General features: G+C 70.1%; 14 protein-coding genes. 8 read left to right on the forward strand and 6 right to left on the reverse strand.

Features of this window, described 5'->3' with window-relative positions:
• Nucleotides 1–25: 25 nt before the first annotated feature.
• Entirely contained in the window at nucleotides 26–2,320 is a 2,295-nt protein-coding gene (locus AC1DXV_RS00410) for an NADP-dependent malic enzyme (RefSeq protein WP_477864191.1), read from the reverse strand.
• Nucleotides 2,321–2,476: 156 nt separating this feature from the next.
• Between AC1DXV_RS00410 and AC1DXV_RS00415 the strand changes: the two genes are divergently transcribed.
• The 7 genes from AC1DXV_RS00415 to AC1DXV_RS00445 all read left to right on the forward strand — a co-directional run bounded on the left by AC1DXV_RS00415 (nucleotide 2,477) and on the right by AC1DXV_RS00445 (nucleotide 8,994).
• Complete coding sequence (locus AC1DXV_RS00415; protein WP_477864192.1) at nucleotides 2,477–4,519, forward strand: PAS domain S-box protein; 2,043 nt, start codon at nucleotides 2,477–2,479, stop codon at nucleotides 4,517–4,519.
• 62 nt (nucleotides 4,520–4,581) lie between these two features.
• Entirely contained in the window at nucleotides 4,582–5,208 is a 627-nt protein-coding gene (locus AC1DXV_RS00420; RefSeq protein WP_465111628.1) for a response regulator transcription factor, read from the forward strand.
• A gap of 22 nt (nucleotides 5,209–5,230) precedes the next feature.
• Nucleotides 5,231–6,082, forward strand: coding sequence for an SPFH domain-containing protein (locus AC1DXV_RS00425; RefSeq protein WP_477864193.1), 852 nt, complete (start codon nucleotides 5,231–5,233; stop codon nucleotides 6,080–6,082).
• A complete protein-coding gene (gene thiL, locus AC1DXV_RS00430) occupies nucleotides 6,082–7,047 on the forward strand; it encodes a thiamine-phosphate kinase (RefSeq protein ID WP_477932079.1) in 966 nt (321 codons plus the stop codon). The genes AC1DXV_RS00425 and thiL overlap by 1 nt, the downstream gene beginning before the upstream one ends.
• Entirely contained in the window at nucleotides 7,044–7,619 is a 576-nt protein-coding gene (locus AC1DXV_RS00435; protein WP_477864195.1) for a phosphatidylglycerophosphatase A family protein, read from the forward strand. Before thiL ends, AC1DXV_RS00435 begins: the two co-directional genes overlap by 4 nt.
• Nucleotides 7,616–8,098, forward strand: a complete 483-nt coding sequence (locus AC1DXV_RS00440) for a CinA family protein (protein ID WP_477864196.1) — start codon at nucleotides 7,616–7,618, stop codon at nucleotides 8,096–8,098. The genes AC1DXV_RS00435 and AC1DXV_RS00440 overlap by 4 nt, the downstream gene beginning before the upstream one ends.
• Nucleotides 8,095–8,994: a 2-hydroxyacid dehydrogenase gene (locus AC1DXV_RS00445; RefSeq protein ID WP_477864197.1), complete on the forward strand. Its 900-nt coding sequence runs from the start codon at nucleotides 8,095–8,097 to the stop codon at nucleotides 8,992–8,994. Before AC1DXV_RS00440 ends, AC1DXV_RS00445 begins: the two co-directional genes overlap by 4 nt.
• A 67-nt stretch (nucleotides 8,995–9,061) precedes the next feature.
• On the opposite strand, the gene holA is transcribed toward AC1DXV_RS00445, so the two are convergent.
• The 3 genes from holA to leuS are packed head-to-tail and all read right to left on the reverse strand — an operon-like array spanning nucleotide 9,062 to nucleotide 13,332.
• Nucleotides 9,062–10,174, reverse strand: a complete 1,113-nt coding sequence (gene holA / locus AC1DXV_RS00450; protein ID WP_477864198.1) for a DNA polymerase III subunit delta — start codon at nucleotides 10,172–10,174, stop codon at nucleotides 9,062–9,064.
• 42 nt (nucleotides 10,175–10,216) lie between these two features.
• Nucleotides 10,217–10,705 (reverse strand): LPS-assembly lipoprotein LptE, encoded by a 489-nt coding sequence (locus AC1DXV_RS00455; protein ID WP_477864199.1) that lies wholly within the window; start codon nucleotides 10,703–10,705, stop codon nucleotides 10,217–10,219.
• Nucleotides 10,706–10,713: 8 nt separating this feature from the next.
• On the reverse strand, nucleotides 10,714–13,332 hold the full coding sequence (gene leuS, locus AC1DXV_RS00460) for a leucine--tRNA ligase (RefSeq protein ID WP_477932081.1): 2,619 nt from the start codon (nucleotides 13,330–13,332) through the stop codon (nucleotides 10,714–10,716).
• A 187-nt stretch (nucleotides 13,333–13,519) separates the two neighbouring features.
• On the opposite strand from leuS, the gene AC1DXV_RS00465 reads away from it, so the two are divergent.
• Complete coding sequence (locus AC1DXV_RS00465; RefSeq protein ID WP_477864201.1) at nucleotides 13,520–13,918, forward strand: hypothetical protein; 399 nt, start codon at nucleotides 13,520–13,522, stop codon at nucleotides 13,916–13,918.
• On the opposite strand, the gene AC1DXV_RS00470 is transcribed toward AC1DXV_RS00465, so the two are convergent.
• Both AC1DXV_RS00470 and AC1DXV_RS00475 read right to left on the reverse strand, forming a co-directional pair.
• Nucleotides 13,915–14,820 carry a LysR family transcriptional regulator gene (locus AC1DXV_RS00470; RefSeq protein WP_477864202.1) on the reverse strand — a complete coding sequence of 302 codons (906 nt, stop codon included), beginning with the start codon at nucleotides 14,818–14,820 and terminating at the stop codon, nucleotides 13,915–13,917. The genes AC1DXV_RS00465 and AC1DXV_RS00470 overlap by 4 nt on opposite strands.
• Nucleotides 14,813–15,772, reverse strand: a complete 960-nt coding sequence (locus AC1DXV_RS00475) for a glycoside hydrolase family protein (RefSeq protein WP_477864203.1) — start codon at nucleotides 15,770–15,772, stop codon at nucleotides 14,813–14,815. Before AC1DXV_RS00475 ends, AC1DXV_RS00470 begins: the two co-directional genes overlap by 8 nt.
• Between the last annotated feature and the right edge of the window lie 113 nt (nucleotides 15,773–15,885).

Consider the following 15,885-nt stretch of genomic DNA (forward strand, 5'->3'; position numbering starts at 1 on the left):
GCGGCCGGCCGCCGTTTTTGTCAGATCAGCGCGCCGCGTTGGCGTCGGCGACGGTCAGCGCGGTCATGTTGACGATGCGGCGCACGGTGGCCGACGGCGTCAGGATGTGCACCGGCTTGGCCGCCCCGAGCAGCACCGGCCCGATCGCGATGCCGCCGCCGGCCGCCGTCTTCAGCAGGTTGTAGCTGATGTTGGCGGCGTCGATGTTCGGCAGCACCAGCAGGTTCGCCTCGCCCGACAGCGTGCTGGTCGGCATCAGCTCGGCGCGGTAGGCGGCATCGAGCGCGGCGTCGCCGTGCATCTCGCCGTCGACCTCGAGCCACGGCGCCTGCTCGTGCAGCAGCGCCAGCGCGTCGCGCATCTTCACCGCCGACGGCTGGTTGCTCGAGCCGAAGTTGCTGTGCGACAGCAGCGCCGCCTTCGGGCGCAGGCCGAAGCGTTTCAGCTCCTCGGCGGCCATCACGGTGATCTCGGCCAGCTGCTCCGCGGTCGGATCGTAGTTGACGTGGGTGTCGACCAGCATCACCTGCCGGTTCGGCAGGATCAGCCCGTTCATGCAGGCGTACGTCTTGGTGCCCTTGCGCAGGCCGATCACCTGGTCGATGTACTGCAGGTGCATCGCGGTGTTGCCCCAGGTGCCGCACAGCATGCCGTCGACCTCGCCCTTGTGCAGCAGCATCGCGCCGATCAGCGTCAGGCGGCGGCGCATCTCGATCTTGGCAAGCTGCGCGGTCACGCCCTTGCGCGCCATCATGCGGTGGTAGGTCTGCCAGTAGTCGCGGTAGCGCTCGTCGTGCTCGGTGTTGACCAGGTCGTAGTCGGTGCCGGCCTTCAGCCGCAGGCCGAACTTCTCGATGCGCTGCGCGATGACCTCCGGCCGGCCGATCAGCGTCGGGCGCGCCAGGTTCTCGTCGACCACCACCTGCACCGCACGCAGCACGCGCTCTTCCTCGCCTTCGGCGAAGGCCACGCGCTTGTGCTTGGCGCACTTGGCGAGCGTGAAGATCGGCTTCATCGTCGTGCCCGAGGCATAGACGAAGCTCTGCAGCTTCTCGCGGTAGGCGTCCATGTCCTTGATCGGGCGCGAGGCGACGCCGGAGTCGACCGCCGCCTGCGCGACGGCCGGCGCGATCTTCATCATCAGCCGCGGGTCGAACGGCTTCGGGATCAGGTACTCCGGCCCGAAGCTCAGCGTCGCGCCGGCATAGGCCGCGGCCACCACCTCGCTCTGCTCGGCCTGGGCCAGCTCGGCGATCGCGTGCACCGCGGCGATCTCCATCTCGATCGTGATCGTGGTCGCGCCGCTGTCGAGCGCGCCGCGGAAGATGTACGGGAAGCACAGGACGTTGTTGACCTGGTTCGGGTAATCGGTGCGGCCGGTCGCGATGATCGCGTCGGAGCGCACTTCCTTCACCTCTTCCGGCAGGATCTCCGGCGTCGGGTTGGCCAGCGCCAGGATGATCGGCTTGGCCGCCATCGTCGCGACCATCTCCTTCTTCAGCACGCCGCCGGCCGACAGGCCGAGGAAGATGTCGGCGCCGTCCATCACCTGGGCCAGCTTGCGGTGCGAGGTCTTCTGGGCGAACTGGATCTTGTCCTCGTCCATCAGCTCGGTGCGGCCTTCGTAGACGACGCCGGCCAGGTCGGTGACCCAGATGTTCTCGCGCGGCACGCCCAGCTTGACCAGCAGCCCCAGGCAGGCGAGCGCCGCGGCGCCGGCACCGGACGTGACGAGCTTGACCTTGTCGATGTCCTTGCCAACCACCTTCAGCGCGTTCAGCACGGCCGCGCCGACCGTGATCGCGGTGCCGTGCTGGTCGTCGTGGAACACCGGGATGTGCATGCGCTCGCGCAGCTTGCGCTCGACGTAGAAGCAGTCGGGGGCCTTGATGTCCTCGAGGTTGATGCCGCCGAAGGTGGGCTCGAGCGCGGCGATGATGTCGACCAGCTTGTCAAGGTCGCGCTCGGCGAGCTCGATGTCGAACACGTCGATGCCGGCGAACTTCTTGAACAGGACGCCCTTGCCCTCCATCACCGGTTTCGAGGCCAGCGGGCCGATGTCGCCGAGGCCGAGCACCGCGGTGCCGTTGGTGACGACGGCGACCAGGTTGCCGCGCGCGGTGTACCGGAACGCATTGGCCGGGTCGGCCACGATCTCTTCGCAGGCGGCGGCGACGCCGGGCGAGTACGCGAGGGCCAGGTCGCGCTGGTTGATCAGCTGCTTGGTGGCGGCGATGGCGATCTTGCCGGGCACCGGGAACTCGTGATACTCCAGCGCCGCACGGCGCAGTTCCGCATGCTTGTTGTCTGATTGGGCCATGGCGTGATCTCGTGGGACCTCGAAAGGGGGAGCCATTGTAGGAGGGCGAGGGAAGCAGAGTGTTGCGCAGACCGCCGCCGGCCCCCATGCGCGAAACTGCGTACCTCGGCGGCCCGCCCATTCGCAATACTGCAAGGTGGTCCCCGCACCCGAGCGATGCTTCCGCCCCTGCCCCCACCGCCTTCCGCTTCCGTTCCCCCGCCGCCGCGGCGCTGGCGGCGCGTGCTGCTGTGGGCGACGCTGGTGGCGCTGCTGCTGATCGCCCAGTCGCTGCTGGTGTGGCTGACGCTCGGCTACGAGAGCAGCCGGGCGCAGGAGCAGGTCGATGCCACCGCCAGCGCGGCGGCCGGCGACATCAAGCAGGCACTCGGCCGCGACCTGCAGAGCCTGCAGGCGCTGCTGTGGAACAACCCGTCGATCGAGCAATGGCGCCAGGACGCGGCGGTGCTGCTGCGCACGCACCGGGAGCTGCTGCGCATCGAGCGGCGCGACCTGCAGCTGGAGATCACCGAATCGATCGATTCGCCGCTGCACGGCTCGGCCTTCACGCAGATCCGCCGCGACGACATCGACCTCGAGACCGAGCTTGCCTGCACCACCGCGCGCCGCCAGGGCAGTCCGTCGTACTCGCGCAGCTACTTCGTGCCGCTGCCCGGCGGGCTGGGGCTGGAGGTGATGGATGTCTGCATCCCGATCCCCGGCAGTGGCCAGCACCTGGGCTACATGGCCGGCACCTTCGCGCTCGGCCGCCTGCTCGAGGAGACGGTGGGCAGCGAGGTGAAGCGGGTGCACGAGCTCTCGTTCGTCGAGGGCGACGGCACGCGCCTGGCGCGCGTCGGGCTGCCGCGCGGCGCCGGCGCCTTCATCGCCGAGCGGCTGGTCGACCTGCCGGGCCTGAGCCTGCAGCTGCGCGTGGACAGCAGCGCCGGCCGGCCGCAGCTGATCCCGAACCTCAGCACCGCGCTGGTGCTGGGGCTGTCGTTCGCGCTCGGCGGCGTGGTGGTGCTGCTGGCGCGCGACGTGCGCAAGCGCGCCGGCGCCGAGGCGGCGCTCGCCGAGGCGCTGAGCTTCCGCAAGGCGATGGAGGATTCGCTGGTCACCGGCTTGCGGGCGCGCGACCCGCACGGGCGCATCACCTACGTGAACCCGGCGTTCTGCGAGATGGTGGGCTTCAGCGCGAGCGAGCTGGTCGGGCAGATGACGCCGCCCTACTGGCCGCCCGAGCTGACCTCGGAGTACACCAAGCGCCAGCAGGTGCGCCTGGCCGGCACGGTGCCGCCGCGCGAGGGCTACGAGACGGTCTTCATGCGCCGCAACGGCGAGCGCTTCGCGGTGATGATCTTCGAGGCACCGCTGGTCGACGGCGCCGGCCGCCACGCCGGCTGGATGAGCGCGGCGCTCGACGTGAGCGCGCAACGCAAGATCGAGGAGGTCTCGCGCCAGCAGCAGGAGCGGCTGCAGGCGACGGCGCGGCTGGCCACCGTCGGCGAGATGGCCTCGCTGCTGAGCCACGAGCTGAACCAGCCGCTGGCCGCGATCGCGAGCTATGCGGCCGGCTCGCTGAACCTGATGAACGACGCCGACGGCGACTGCGCCGAGACGGTGCCGCTGCTGCGCCAGGCCTCGCAGCGCATCGCCGAGCAGGCCGAGCGGGCCGGCCGCGTGATCAAGAGCGTGCACGACTTCGTGCGCCGGCGCGAGCAGGCGCGCGAGCCGGTGCGCGCCGACCTGCTGATCGACGCGGTGCTGCCGCTGGTGCGGCTGCAGGCGCGCAAGAGCGGCACGCGCATCGAGCTCGACCTGCCGAAGCCGATGCCGCGCGTGGTCTGCGACCGCACGATGCTCGAGCAGGTGCTGCTGAACCTGACGCGCAACGCGATCCAGGCGATGGAATCGCACACCCCGGCGGCCGAGCGCGAGCTGACCATCCACGTGCGCCCGGTCGATGCCCGCTGGGTGGCGTTCGGCATCGTCGACCGCGGCACCGGCGTCGCCGACGACGTGGCCGCGCGGCTGTTCACGCCGTTCTTCACGACTCGCCCCGAGGGCATGGGGCTCGGCTTGAGCCTGTGCCGCACGGTGATCGAGCAGCACGGCGGCCTGCTGGTGTTCGAGAACCGCCTCGACGCGGCGCAGCGCGTGATCGGCGCAGAATTCAGGTTCACGCTGCCCGCCGACAGCAGGAACGCGAACCCATGACCAGCAGTACCCCCCACACCCCCACCGCAACGGGCGCCACGCCCGCCCACCTCGGCCTGCCGATGGTCTACCTGGTCGACGACGAGGATGTCGTGCGCGAGGCGCTCGCCTGGCTGCTGCGCTCGCGGCGGCTGCTGTCCGAGGGCTTCGCGAGCGCCGAGGCCTTCGAGACCATGCTCACGCCGCGCCTGGCCGCGGCCACGGCCGCCGGCTGGCCCACTTCGCCGAGCTGCCTGGTGCTGGACGTGCGGATGCCCGGCACCAGCGGGCTCGCTCTGTTCGAGCGGCTGGCCGAGCGCCACCTGCTGCAGGCGCTGCCGGTGATCTTCCTGACCGGGCACGGCGACGTGCCGACCGCGGTGGCCGCCGTCAAGCGCGGTGCGTTCGATTTCGTCGAGAAGCCGTTCTCGGACAACGCGCTGGTCGACCGCGTCGAGCAGGCGCTGGCGCAGAGCACGCAGGCCATCCTGCGCCGGCGCGACCGCGTCGCGCTCGAGCAGCACCTGGCCGAGCTGACCGAGCGCGAGCGCGAGGTGATGGAGCGCGTGATCGACGGCCGGCCCAACAAGCTGATCGCCGACGAGCTGAACATCAGCGTGCGCACGGTCGAGGTGCACCGCGCGCGGGTGTTCGAGAAGATGGACGTGAAGTCCGCGGTGGAGCTGGCCAACCGGATGCGCGAAACATAATGCCGGCAGGAGGGATTCGACGATGAGCATTCAAGGACTGGTCCGCGCGGTCGCGGCCGTGGCGGTCGTGCTGCTGGTGGTGGCAGGCTTCAGCAGTTGCGGCACGGTGGAATCGGGCAACGTCGGCATCCGCACCACGCTCGGCAAGGTCAGTGCCGAGGAGGTCGAGCCCGGCATCTACCTGGGCCTGCCGGGCATCAGCCGGGTGCAGGAGTTCTCGGCCAAGGAGATCGGCCTCGACCTGAACGACCTGACGCCGAAGGCGCGCGACAACCTGACGCTGCGCGACCTCGACGTGACCGTGTACTACCGCGTCATGCCCGGCTCGATCGCCGACCTGTACGTGAAGTACGCCGGCCAGCACACCCGCGACGAGGGCAGCCGCGTCTACCTGCCGGCCTATGCGCTGCTGCAACGCCTGGCGCGCAACGCGATCTACCAGCAGGCCTCGCACATCGACAGCCTGGTGATGCACACGCAGCGCGAGGAGCTGGCGCTGGCGGTGCGCAAGTCGCTGCAGGCCGAGCTCGACGCGAACGACAAGGGCGTGCTCCAGGTCACGCGCGTCGTGATCCGCTCGCTCACCACCGACCCGGCGATCGAGAAGGCGATCCAGGATTCGGTCGCCGCGCAGAAGCAGCTCGAGACGACGAAGCAGCGCATCGCGATCGCCGAGGCCGAGGCGCAGGTCGAGGTCAAGAAGGCCGAGGGCATCGCACGCGCCAACCAGATCATCAACCAGAGCCTGACGCGCGAGTACCTGCAGCACGAGTCGAACCTCGCGCTGCAGAAGTTCGCCGAGAAGGGCGGCACGACCACGGTCGTGATCCCGGCGAACATGCAGACGGCGCCGCTGATCAACATCGGCAAGTGATGTCCGGACTCGGCGAATTCGACCTGATCGCGCGCTGGTTCACGCGCCCGGCGCGGCGCGCGGCGCTCGGCGTCGGCGACGACTGCGCGCTGCTGAACATCACGCCGGGCATGCAGCTCGCGACCTCCAGCGACATGCTGGTCGAGGGGCGGCATTTCCTGTCGACGGTGGCACCCGAGCGGCTCGGCCACAAGGCGCTGGCCGTCAACCTGAGCGACCTGGCGGCCTGCGGCGCGCAGCCGCTCGCGTTCACGCTGGCGCTGGCGCTGCCGCGCGTCGACCCCTCCTTCCTCGACGGCTTCTCGCGCGGCCTGCTGGCCCTGGCCGATGAACACGGCTGCGAGCTGGTCGGCGGCGACACGACGCAAGGCCCGCTGAACCTGTGCATCACGGTGTTCGGCGAGGTGCCGCCCGGGCAGGCGCTGCTGCGCTCGGGCGCGCGCGACGGCGACGAGATCTGGGTCAGCGGCACGCTGGGCGACGCGCGGCTCGCGCTCGAGGTGTTCCGCGGCAGCATCGCGCTGGCGGGCGATGCCTTCGAGCACGTGCGCACCGCGATGGAGCGGCCGACGCCGCGCGTCGCGCTCGGCAGCGCGCTGCGCGGCATCGCGACGAGCGCGATCGATGTCTCCGACRGCCTGCTCGGCGACCTGGCCCACATCCTGAAGCGATCGAATGCCGGCGCGACGCTGCAGGTCGATGCATTGCCGCGCAGTGCGGTGCTGGCCGCGCAGCCGCTGGCGCTGCAGCGCAACTGCACGCTGGCCGGCGGCGACGACTACGAGCTGGTCTTCACCGCGCCGCCGTCGCAGGCCGCGGCCGTGCGGGCCGCCGCCCAATCGGCCGGCGTCGCGGTGACGCGCATCGGCCTCATCGGGCCGGCCGCCTCGGGCCTTCGCCTGGTGGACGGCGACGGCGCGGCGGTCGACCAGCGTTTCGCGGCCTTCGACCATTTCAAGCCATGAGCGCCGAGCCGACACCGCCCCCTCTGCCATCGGTACCACCGCTGCCGCCGCTGCGCCCTGCCCCGCAGCGCGCGACGCTCGGCTTCATGTTCCGCCACCCGGCGCACGTCATCGCGCTCGGCTTCGGCAGCGGGCTGTCGCCGGTCGCGCCCGGCACGGTCGGCACGTTGTGGGCCTGGCTCGCCTTCGTCATCATGCAGCCGCACCTCGGCGACCTGCAGTGGCTGCTGGTGCTGGTTGTCGGCACGCTGGTCGGCTGGTGGGCCTGCACGGTGACCGCGCGCAACCTGGGCGTCGCCGACCCGGGCAGCATCGTCTGGGACGAGGTGCTCGCGTTCTGGGCCGTGCTGTGGCTCGTGATGCCGGCGGGGCTGCTGGCCCAGGCGGTGGCCTTCGGCCTGTTCCGCTTCTTCGATGCGGTGAAGCCCGGCCCGGTGGCCTGGGCCGATGCCCGCTTCAAGCTGCGCCGCGGCCAGGCGATCGGCTGGGCGCAGGGTTTCGGCATCCTGTTCGACGACTTCGTGGCCGCGCTGTGCGCGCTGCTGGTGATCGCGCTGTGGAGGTTCCTGTGAACGAGTTCGAACCGGCGGTGCTGGCGCTGGCGCGCGTGCTGCGGCAACGCGGCGGCTCGATCGCTGCAGCCGAATCCTGCACCGGCGGCCTGATCGCGGCGGCCTGCACCTCGGTGGCCGGTTCGAGCGACTGGTTCGAACGCGGCTTCGTGACCTACAGCAACGAAGCCAAGACGCAGATGCTGGGCGTGCCGGCGGCGTTGATCGCACAGCACGGCGCGGTCAGCGAGGAGGTCGCGCGGGCGATGGCCGAGGGCGCGCTGGTGCACTCGCCGGCGCGTTTCGCGGTCGCGGTGACCGGCATCGCCGGCCCGGGCGGCGCGGTGCCGGGCAAGCCGGTCGGCACGGTGTGGCTGGCCTGGGCGCTGCGCGACGGCGCGACGCAGGCCGAGCGCCTGCTGTTCGCCGGCGACCGCGGCGCGGTGCGCGGGCAGACGGTGTCGCAGGCGCTGATGCGCCTGCTGCAGGCCGCGTCGTGAGCATCCTGCTGGCGGCGGATTTCGATGCGGCGGAATGGGCTGCCTGGCTGCCGGCGTTGCAGGCGGCACTGTCCGGCGAGACGCTGACCGTCATGACCGATCGTCATGCCCGCGACGACATCGACATCGCGATCGTCGCGAACCCGCCGGCCGGTGCATTGCAAGGCCTGCCGCAACTGAAGCTGGTGCAGTCGCTGTGGGCCGGCGTCGACAAGCTGCTGCGCGACCCGACGCTACCGGCCGGCGTGCCGCTCGCCCGCATGGTCGATCCGGCGATGAACGCCGCGATGGCCGAGACCGCGCTGTGGGCCGCCCTCGCGCTGCAACGCGGCTTCTTCGGCTACGCGGCGCAACAGCGCGCCGGCGTGTGGCGCCAGCATGCGCAGCGGCGCGCGGACGAGACACGGGTCGCGGTGCTGGGCCTGGGGCAGATGGGGCAGGCGGTGGCCGCCCGGCTTGCGCAGCAGGGCTTTGCGGTCAGCGGCTGGAGCACGAAGCATGGGCCGGCCGATGCGGTGCTGGCCGACGCCGACATCGTGATCAGCCTGCTGCCGCTGACGCCGGCGACGGCTGGCTTCTTCGACCGCGCGCGGTTCGCGCAGATGCGCCGCGGCGCGAGCTTCGTGAACCTGGCGCGCGGGGCGCAGGTGGTCGAGGCCGACCTGCTGGCGGCGCTCGATGGCGGGCAGTTGGCCCATGCCGTGCTCGATGTTTTCGCGACCGAACCGCTGCCGGCGGCGCATCCGTTCTGGCAGCACCCGAAGGTGACGGTGTTGCCGCATGTGGCGGCCCAGACCGATCCGCGCAGCGCGGCGCAGGTGGTGGCGGCGAACATCCGCGCGCTGCGCGCGGGTCAGCCGCTGCAGCACCTGGTCGATCGGCAACGCGGCTACTGACCTCGTAGCCCGGATGCCAATCCGGGGTTTGTCCGACACCTCCCGGATTGGCATCCGGGCTACGCATTCAGGCGCGCAGCACCAGCGACACCTTCGAAGCCGGCCCGCCGCGCACCGTGCCGGGTGCCGGTGCCGCCTGCTGCGTGACCTGCTGCATCACCATCAGCACCAGCCGGCGCAGACCCTGCCACGGTTCGAACGGCCAATCGGGGTGCTTGAGCCCCTTGACCAGGCCATCGCAGACCTGCGCCGCCTCGACCAGCTGCGACAGGCCGTCGTCGCCCAGCAGCGGCGCGGCGCGCTCGAACAGCCGCTCCTTCGCACCCCAGACGCGCGCATCGCGCAGCGCAAGCGCCAGCGGCTTGCCGGCGTTCAGCGCGTCCTTCACGCGGCGCAGCGCGAGGATGTCGTTGGCCAGCGTCCAGTGCACCAGCACCGCGGCCTCGCCCTCGGCCTCCAGCCCGTCGAGCATGCGCAGCGCGCGCCCGACCTGCCCGGCCAGCACCGCCTCGCCGAGCTTGAACACGTCGTAGCGGGCCACGTTCAACACCGCCGACTCGATCTGCTCGAAGCTCAGTTCGCCCTGCGGGTACAGCAGCCCGAGCTTCTGCACCTCCTGGTGCGCCGCCATCAGGTTGCCCTCGACCCGGTCGGCGAAGAACGCCAGCGTCTGCTGCCCGGCCTCGCCGTCCTGCACCTTCTGGCCCTGGCCCGCGAGCCGCTGCGCGATCCAGGCCGGCAGCGCGCGCCGCTCGATCGGGTCGACGCGCAGCGTGACACCGGCCGCATCGAGCGCGACGAACCAGGCGCTGGCCTGCTGCGTGCGGTCGAGCTTGGGGCACTGCACCAGCGTGACCACGTCGTCCGACAGCGTCTCGCAGTAGCGCTGCAGCGCCTGCGAGCCGTCCTTGCCGGGTTTGCCGGACGGGATGCGGATGTCGATCAGCTGCTTGTCGGCGAACAGGCTCAGCGCCTGCGACGCACCGAGCAGGCTGCTCCAGTCGAAGTGCGCACCGCTGACGGTGTGCACCTGGCGCTCGGTGTGGCCGGCCGCGCGCGCGGCGGCGCGGATCTGGTCGGCGGCCTCCTGCGCGAGCAAGGGTTCGTCGCCGTGGATCGTGTAGATCCGCTTCAGGCCCTGGCGCAGGTGGGTGGGGAGTTGGTCAGCTCGCAGCTGCATCGGCGGGGACAGTGTTCGGTGAAACGGATCAGGGGGAACGGATCAGAGGGACTGGACCGACGCCAGCCGGCGCAGCACCTGCGAGGCGATGTCGGTTTCCATCGCGCGGTACAGCAGCGTCTCTTCATGCTCCTTCGCGAGCGCGATGCTCTCGTTGTAGGTCATGTCGCGCGTCAACAGGATCTCGCTGGCCGGGATCAGCTCCTTGCCCATCGGCGTGCGCAGCCGGAAGCTGAAGCGCGAGCGCAGCTGCACTTCGAGCACCTGGCCGGCCGTGCCGGACGAGACGACGCCCTTCTCGCGCACGTCGTTCAGCGACTCGAGCACCACCTCGGCCAGCGACGCCGCCTCGACGACGCGGGTCGCGTTGACCGACTGCAGCGCACGGCGCAGGTCGCCGGCCAGCGGCGACTGCGGCTTGAAACCGCTCAGCTGGATGGCCTTGAAGTGCAGCTCCGGCGCGCGGCGCAGCTCGAAGCCGCAGCCGGCCAGCGCCGCGGCGACAGACAGCACGAGCATGCGTCGTTGCATGGGCACGCTCAGACGACGACGTTGACGAGCCGGCCCGGCACCACGATCACCTTCTTCGGCGGCTTGCCTTCCGAGAACTTGACGAAATCCGGGCTCGCGACCGCCGCCGCCTCGATCGCGGCCTTGTCGGCGGTGGCCGCCACCGTGATCGCGCCCCGCGTCTTGCCGTTGACCTGCAGCACCAGCTCGATCTCGTCCTGCTTCAGCGCGGCCTCGTCGACCTGCGGCCACGGTGCGTCGAGCAGGTCGCCCAGGCCCTTGGCGTAGCCGAGGTCGGTCCACAGCGTCCAGGTGATGTGCGGGCAGGCCGGGTACAGCGCACGCAGCAGGATGCCGAAGCTCTCGCGCACGACCGCCGGCGCATTCCCGGTGAAGCCCTCGAGCGCCTTCAGCAGCTTCATCGCACCGGAGGCGACGGTGTTGTACTGCATGCGCTCGTAGTCGTAGCTGATCTGGCGCAGCTGCGTATGCACCTCGCGGCGCAGCGCCTGCGCTTCCTTCGGGACGGCGCCCGAGATCTCGCCGCCGCCGATGAGCACGTCGGCGTACTTCGCGGCGAAGGCCCACACGCGGCGCAGGAAGCGGTTCGCGCCCTCGACGCCCTGGTCGTTCCATTCGAGCGTCTGCTCCGGCGGCGACGCGAACATCACGAACAGCCGCGCGGTGTCGGCGCCGAACTTCTCGATCAGGTCCTGCGGATCGACGCCGTTGTTCTTCGACTTGGACATCGTCGTCCAGCCTTCGTACACCACCGGCTTGCCGCTCTCCTTGTGCACCGCCGACAGCACGTGGGCATGGTCGTCGCGCTCGATCTCGAGATCGTGCGCCCAGAAGTAGTCCTTGCCGGCACCCTCGTGGGTCAGCGAGAAGGCCTCGTTCAGCACCATGCCCTGCGTCAGCAGCTTCGTGAACGGCTCGTCGACCTTCACCAGGTGCAGGTCGCGCATCACCTTGGTCCAGAAGCGCGCGTACAGCAGGTGCAGGATCGCGTGCTCGATGCCGCCGATGTACTGGTCCATCGGCATCCAGTACTGCGTGCCGGCACCGACCATCGCCTTGTCGTTCGACGCATCGCAATACCGCATGAAGTACCACGAGCTGTCGACGAAGGTGTCCATCGTGTCGGTCTCGCGGCGCGCGGGCTTGCCGCACACCGGGCACGCGACGTTCAGGAAGTCGGCACGCTTGTTCAGCGGGTTGCCGCTGCCGTCGGGCACCACGTCTTCGGGCAGCACGACCGGCAGGTCCTTCTCGGGCACCGGCACCGCGCCGTGCTCATCGCAGTGGATGATCGGGATCGGCGTGCCCCAGTAGCGCTGGCGGCTGACGCCCCAGTCGCGCAGGCGCCAGGTCGTCTTCTTCTCGCCCAGCCCCTTGTGGGCCAGCGCCGCGGCCACCGCATCRACCGCCTTCGCGTGGTCGAGCCCGCTGAAGTTGTCGGAATTGATCGTGATGCCGCGCTGCTTGTCGCCGTACCACTCCTGCCAGTGGTCGTAGCTGAAGTGCTCGCCGTCGATCGTGATGACCTGCAGGATGCCCAGGTCGTATTTCTTCGCGAACGCGAAATCGCGCTCGTCGTGCGCCGGCACGCCCATCACGGCGCCGTCGCCGTAGCTCATCAGCACGTAGTTGCCGACCCACACCGGCACGTCCTCGCCGGTGATCGGGTGCTGCACGACCAGGCCGGTGGGCACGCCCTTCTTCTCTTGCGTCGCGAGCTCGGCCTCGGTCGTGCCGCCGGCCTTGGTCTCTTCGATGAACGCAGCGACGGCCGGGTTCGACGCCGCGGCGTGCGCGGCCAGCGGGTGCTCGGGTGCGACCGCGCAGAAGGTCACGCCCATGATGGTGTCAGCGCGCGTCGTGAAGACGTACAGCCGGCCGCCGCCGATCGGCTGGCCGTCGGCTGCGGCGATGCGGTGCGGGAAGGCGAAGCGCACGCCCTCGCTGCGGCCGATCCAGTTCTCCTGCATCAGCTTGACGCGCTCGGGCCAGCCGGGCAGCTGCTCCTGCACGTAGTCGAGCAGCTCGCCGGCGTACTTCGTGATGTTCAGGTAGTAGCCGGGGATCTCGCGCTTCTCGATCACCGCGCCCGAGCGCCAGCCCTTGCCGTCGATCACCTGCTCGTTGGCCAGCACGGTCTGGTCGATCGGGTCCCAGTTGACGACCTGGGTGCGGCGCTCGGCGATGCCGGCCTTCAGCATCTTCAGGAACAGCCACTGGTTCCAGCGGTAGTAGGCCGGCGAGCAGGTCGCGATCTCGCGGCTCCAGTCGATCGCCAGGCCCATCGCCTGCATCTGCCGCTTCATGTAGGCGATGTTGTCGTAGGTCCACTTCGCCGGCGGCACCTTGTTCTTGATCGCCGCGTTCTCGGCCGGCAGGCCGAAGGCATCCCAGCCCATCGGCATCAGGACGTTCATGCCCTTCATGCGCAGCTGGCGAGTCAGCATGTCGTTGATCGTGTAGTTGCGCACATGGCCCATGTGCAGCTTGCCGCTCGGGTACGGCAGCATCGAGCAGGCGTAGAACTTCTGCTTGCTGGCGTCTTCCGTCACGCGGTAGGCATCGGCAGCGGTCCACGCGGCCTGGGCGTCGCGTTCGATCTCGGTGGGCTTGAAGTCGGGAGTCATCGGTTACGGCGCCGTGGGTGGCTCGGGGGGCGAGGGGCGATTATAGGAACCGGCCTCGTCACCGTGCCGGCCTGTCGTCGATGCGGCCGGTACGTCCGTCTTGGAATCAATCCGGCCGCGCCGCCCACTCAGTCGGAACCAGCCGCCGTCCCAAGCCTCTTCGTCACAGCCTCACAGAACCACCGCCATGAGCCTCAAGATCGGAACCCAGCCTTCGAGCGTCACCCCGCCGGCCCAGGCCACGACGGCAGTTACCGGCAATTCCAGGTCGTCGCCGAAGTTCGAGACGCTCCGGCGGGGCGCCCAGACGGCCACCGGAGGCCTGGTCGACTTCGGCGCCCAGACCGGACTCATGATTCGGCTCGCGACAGCGGCCGAGGGAAAGGGGCCGGGCTGGCAGGCATTGCGGGAGGAAGTGCACTCCAACCTGCCGCGGGACCCCGGGGCGCTGGAGCTCTCCTTCACGAAGGCATTCGAGCAAGCCGAAGCATCCGCCGGCGCGCCGGGCAGCACCGCCTACACCAGCGCGTTGAAGCAGCTCAAGACGGCGTTCACGATGGCGCGCGTCCTGGAGCGGCTGACCTAGGCCCGGTCTGCCTCGGCCTGCTTCAGCCAGTCGAGGAACCAGCGCGCGGCCGGCCCCGGCGGCGCATCCTTGCGGTGCACCGAGCGCATCGCGAACGACGGCGGCGTGAGCGGCAGGCCCTCCACCTCCAGCCTCACCAGGCTGCCCTGGGCCAGGTCGGCCTCGACCTGCGGGCGCGGCATGTGGCCCCAGCCGAAGCCGGCGCGCAGGAACGCATGCTTGGTGCTCAGGTCCGCCAGCCGCCAGGTGATCGGCGAGACGACGCCGTAGTCGCGCCCGTCGGTCATGCGCGAGCGGTCGGTCAGCACCAGCTGCACATGCTGCTCGATCACCGCGCGCGGGATCGGCCCGTCGTGCGACGCCAGCGGGTGCGTCGGCGCCACCACCGTGACGGCCGCCACGTCGAGCAGCGGTTGCGATTCGAGCGTGTCGGGCACGTCGGGGAGGCTGCCGATCACCGCGATGCGGCATTGCCCGTCGAGCACCGGCTGCAGGATCGCACCCATCGCATCCACATGCAGCCGCAACGGCGTGCCGGGGAACTCGTGGCGGAACGCATCGACCGCCTGCGTCAGCCATTCCATCGGGAACAGCGCATCCATCGCGACCGACAGCTCCGCCTCAAGCCCGTCGGCCAGGCTCTTGGCGCGCGCCTTGAAGCCGTCGACGCCGCGCGCGACGATGCGCGCATCGGCCAGCAGCGCGCGGCCTTCGTCGGTCAGCGTCGGCAGCCGGCCGCTGCGGTCGAACAGCGTCACGCCGATCTGGCGCTCCAGCTGCGCGATCGCCTGGCTCACCACCGATTGGGTGCGGTGCAGCTTGCGCGCCGCACCGGAAAAACTACCTCGTTCGACGCAGGCGATGAAGATCTTCAGCTGGTCGAAGGTGACGGGGTCACGCATTGGGTGGCAACGACAGGTAGTACTGGCCGAGCTCGGTCAGCTGACCGTCTTTCCCAAGCAGGCTGCTGAAGTGGATGTCATTCTCCCAGCGGCCGGTGAACCACGCGTAGCGGTAGACATCGGCGCGGGCTTCGAGCATCGCGACCATTTCCGCCATCTGCGTCTTCTGCTTGGCCACGGTGTCGATCGCCGCCTGGCCATCGCCCTCGTGCCAGTTCGCGAACTCGGTGACCCAGAACGTCTTGCCGTATTTCTTCAGGCGGTCGAGCTGCTTGTCCAGGCCGTAGTCGTACCAGTGGAAGGACAGCATGTCGATGCGCGGATCGCGCCCGCCGTTGGCGTTGCGGTAGGCGGTGTAGAAGGCATCCAGCCAGGCGACCGGATCCGTGAAGCCGTTCATCGTGCCCCAGGTGATCTGCGGGCCGACGATCTTCACGCCGGTCTTGGTCGCCAGCGCCTCGAGGCGCGGCCAGGCGGCCGCGGCATCGGCCGGCGACATCGTCGCCTGGCCTCCCAGGTTCGGCTCGTTCAGCACCAGCAGGTACTTGTACTGCGGGTTGGCCTTCAGCAGCGTCTCGATCTCGGCGTCGTTGAAGCTGAAGTTCCACAGCATCGGCACGAAGTCGGTGCCGGCGGGCGGCGTCAGCTTCGGACGGGGCGACCAGTTGTACCACCAGGACACACCCGGCACGAGCGCGTTCAGGTCGGCCGTGGTGGCCACGTCATAGGCGATGCCGCGCTTGAAGCTTTTCGAGGTCGGAGCCGGGGCGGGCGACGGTGCGGGGGCGGGGGCCGGGGCAGGAGCAGGCGGCGTCCCACCCACGGGCGACGGCGACGGCGACGAATCGCTGCTGCCGCCGCAAGCGGCCAGCGCCGCCGTGGCCGCGGACGCGAGCGTCACGCCGAGCAGGCGCCGGCGCAGCCGGCTGTCGAGGTCATGGTGATCGTTCATCGAAGACTTTCGCTTTTTCATCGGTGCAGGCAGGCGGTCGCCCATGGGGAACGCGGATTGCAGTTCGCATGCCACTGCCGCCGAACCCCAAAGTGGAACCGTCTATCACTTGC

Source organism: Rhizobacter sp. P3_C12 (assembly GCF_056402735.1).

Bases quoted from the DNA above. Each gene is read 5' to 3' on its own strand.
- AC1DXV_RS00410 (WP_477864191.1), bottom strand. From the start codon at position 2,320: ATGGCCCAATCAGACAACAAGCATGCGGAACTGCGCCGTGCGGCGCTG.
- AC1DXV_RS00420 (WP_465111628.1), top strand. From the start codon at position 4,582: ATGGTCTACCTGGTCGACGACGAGGATGTCGTGCGCGAGGCGCTCGCC.
- holA (WP_477864198.1), bottom strand. From the start codon at position 10,174: ATGCAGCTGCGAGCTGACCAACTCCCCACCCACCTGCGCCAGGGCCTG.
- AC1DXV_RS00470 (WP_477864202.1), bottom strand. From the start codon at position 14,820: ATGCGTGACCCCGTCACCTTCGACCAGCTGAAGATCTTCATCGCCTGC.
- AC1DXV_RS00455 (WP_477864199.1), bottom strand. From the start codon at position 10,705: ATGCAACGACGCATGCTCGTGCTGTCTGTCGCCGCGGCGCTGGCCGGC.
- AC1DXV_RS00475 (WP_477864203.1), bottom strand. From the start codon at position 15,772: ATGAACGATCACCATGACCTCGACAGCCGGCTGCGCCGGCGCCTGCTC.
- AC1DXV_RS00425 (WP_477864193.1), top strand. From the start codon at position 5,231: ATGAGCATTCAAGGACTGGTCCGCGCGGTCGCGGCCGTGGCGGTCGTG.
- AC1DXV_RS00415 (WP_477864192.1), top strand. From the start codon at position 2,477: ATGCTTCCGCCCCTGCCCCCACCGCCTTCCGCTTCCGTTCCCCCGCCG.
- AC1DXV_RS00465 (WP_477864201.1), top strand. From the start codon at position 13,520: ATGAGCCTCAAGATCGGAACCCAGCCTTCGAGCGTCACCCCGCCGGCC.
- AC1DXV_RS00435 (WP_477864195.1), top strand. From the start codon at position 7,044: ATGAGCGCCGAGCCGACACCGCCCCCTCTGCCATCGGTACCACCGCTG.